Below are 3,045 nucleotides of genomic sequence, written 5' to 3'. Positions count from 1 at the left end.
CCCGCCATTCATGGATCAGCCGGCCCCGACCCCTGCCCCCGCCGTCCCCGCCGCCTCCCGCCCCCTCCCACATATGCCCCCGCAAAAACGCAAGATTCGATCGCGCAGCCTCCACATACCGCGGCTCCCCCAGCACCGCGCCCGCCCGGGCCAGCGCACCCAGCATCAAACCGTTCCACGACGCCAACACCTTGTCGTCCCGCAACGGTCGCACCCGCCGCGCCCGTGCCTCCTGCATTTTCCGAATCGCCGAAGCCAGCAACACCCCGGCTCCCGGATCCTCCAACACCTCCGGCCCCGCCACGCTCAACACATTCAAACCCCGCAGCGGCCGCGGATGACTGTGGTCCACGAAGTTCCCCGCCTCCGTCACCCCGAAGTACCGCTGCGCCACGGCCAACTCCTCCGGCGTCAGCACCTCCCGCAACTCCGACACCGTCCAACAATAAAACCGGCCCTCCTGACCCTCGCTGTCGGCGTCCTCGCCCGAGGCAAACCCGCCCTCCGGCAACCGCAAATCCCGGAGCACATACTCCAGAATACCCCGCGCCACCGCCGCGTGACGGGCCGCGCCACCCACCAGAAACGCCTCCAGGTACAAATGCACCAACTGCGCCTGATCGTAGAGCATCTTCTCGAAGTGCGGCACCAGCCAGCGCTCATCCACCGAATACCGCGCAAAACCACCCCCCAGATGATCGTGAATCCCGCCGGCCGCCATCCGGTCACACGTCGTCAACACCTGTTCCACCGCCCCCGGCAGCTCCAGCCGCGACGCCACCGCCAACAGAAACAACCCCAGCGCCGGCTGCGGAAACTTGGGCGCCCCGCCAAAACCACCATGCACGGGATCGTAATGGGCCATGATCTGCTCCGCCGCACGCCGCAACAGGGCCGGACCCGGCAGACCCGTCACCGCACTCTCCAGCTCCAGACTCGCCGCCAGTTGTTTCCGCAGCTCGGCCGCCGCACGTCGCAGCTCCGAACGACGCTCCCGCCACAACTCCGCCACCCGCTCCAGCAACATCCGGAACGAGGGTCGGCCATGGCGCGGTTCCGGCGGGAAATAGGTCCCCCCGAAAAACGGTTCCCCCTCCGGCGTCAGAAACACCGTCAGCGGCCATCCACCCTCGCCCGTCGTCGCTTGCACAAACGCCATGTACAGCCGGTCCAGATCCGGCCGCTCCTCCCGGTCCACCTTGATGCTCACAAAATGCGCATTCAAAAACGCCGCCACCGCCGGATCCTCAAACGATTCCCGCTCCATCACATGGCACCAGTGACAGGTCGCGTAACCGATGCTCAGAAAAATCGGCTTGTCCTCCACCCGCGCCCGCGCAAACGCCTCCTCACACCACGGATACCAATCCACCGGATTGTGCGCATGCTGCAGCAGGTACGGCGACAGCGCCCCCGCCAGCCGGTTGACCGGACGCCCGCCGGCCCTCGATTCAAAGGAATTCATCGTCGGTCCCTCCGCTTCCTGACTCTCCAACCCCGGCGACCTCCACCACCGGGAACGCGCAAACCTAACCGCTTTCACGCCCCGGGCAACCCGTACCCGACCGGGCCCGCCCCGCCCCACCGCACCCGACCGCCCGCGCCCGCCGTCCCCAACCCGGGCCAGACTTGTAACCGACCCCTCCCATCGCCATTGTGTAGGCCATTCGCGCGGTATCCATGCCATCCATGCAACCGATGAACGAACCGGAAATCACACCGGAACTGGTGGCGCAGCACAACCTGACGCCGGACGAATACGCCCTGATCCTCCGGATCCTGGGCCGCCCGCCCACGTACACGGAGCTCGGCATCTTCTCCGTCATGTGGAGCGAACACTGCAGCTACAAAAACACCCGGCCCCTGCTGAAACAGTTCCCCACCCGCTCGCCCCGCGTCCTCGTCGGCGCCGGCGAGGAAAACGCCGGTATCGTGGACATCGGAGACGGCCTGGCCGTCGCCTTCAAGGTCGAATCCCACAACCACCCCAGCGCCGTCGAACCCTTCCAGGGCGCCGCCACCGGCGTCGGCGGCATTATCCGCGACATCTTCACCATGGGCGCCCGACCCCTCTGCGCCGTCAATTCCCTCCGGTTCGGACCCATCACCGACGAGGCCGCGTCCGACCCCGCCACCGCCGCCAACAACCGGCGCCTCTTCTCGGGCGTCGTCGCCGGTATCGCCCACTACGGCAACTGCTTCGGCATCCCCACCCTCGCCGGCGAGGTCTGCTTCGACCGCTCCTACGAGGGCAACCCACTCGTCAACGTCTTCTGCCTCGGCGTGCTCCGCCACGAACAAATCGCCCGCGCCCGCGCCCAGGGCGTCGGTAACCCCGTCTTCTACGTCGGTCCCCCCACCGGCCGCGACGGCCTCGCCGGCGCCGCCTTCGCCTCCCAGGACCTCACCGAGGAATCCGCCGAACTCCAGCGCGGAGCCGTCCAGGTCGGCGACCCCTTCATGGAAAAACTCGTCTGCGAAGCCTGCCTCGAACTCCTGGCCACCGGCGCCGTCGCCGGCATCCAGGACATGGGCGCCGCAGGCCTCACCTGCTCCACCTGCGAAACCGCCGCCCGCGCCGGCACCGGCATCGAAATCGACCTCGACAAGGTCCCCCAGCGCGTCCCCAACCTCTCCAGCTACGAAATCATGCTCAGCGAGTCCCAGGAACGCATGCTCGTCATCGTCCACAAGGGCCGCGAAGAAGAAGTCCAACGCATCTTCGACAAATGGGAGCTGCCCTGGGCCCAAATCGGCGTCGTCACCGACACCGGCCGCATGGTCGTCAAACACCGCGGCCGCATCGTGGCCGACATCCCCGTCGACAAAATCACCAACGATTCACCCGTCTACCACCGCCAGGGCACCCCACCCGCATGGCTCGCCGAAGCCCACGCCTTCACCCTCGACCAGTTCCCCGAAACCCCCGATATCCCCGCCACCCTCCGACGGCTCCTCGCCTGGCCCACCATCGCCTCCAAAAACTGGGTCTTCCGACAGTACGACCACATGGTCCGTAACAACACCGTCGTCTGCCCCGGCAGC

Annotated in this window: 2 protein-coding genes; one reads left to right on the top strand and one right to left on the bottom strand. The window is 67.1% G+C overall.

Annotated features, from left to right (window positions below; genetic code table 11):
- Nucleotides 1-1,465: thioredoxin domain-containing protein (locus tag G4L39_RS08000; RefSeq protein ID WP_165107311.1), on the bottom strand; the 1,465-nt coding region annotated here is incomplete at its 3' end.
- Nucleotides 1,466-1,698: 233 nt separating this feature from the next.
- Between G4L39_RS08000 and purL the strand changes: the two genes are divergently transcribed.
- Nucleotides 1,699-3,045: phosphoribosylformylglycinamidine synthase subunit PurL (gene purL / locus G4L39_RS07995; protein WP_205880871.1), on the top strand; the 1,347-nt coding region annotated here is incomplete at its 3' end.

The organism is Limisphaera ngatamarikiensis (assembly GCF_011044775.1).
GTDB lineage: Bacteria > Verrucomicrobiota > Verrucomicrobiia > Limisphaerales > Limisphaeraceae > Limisphaera > Limisphaera ngatamarikiensis.
Note: the sequence above shows the minus strand (reverse complement) of the source record. Positions and strands in the feature narration are given on the sequence as shown.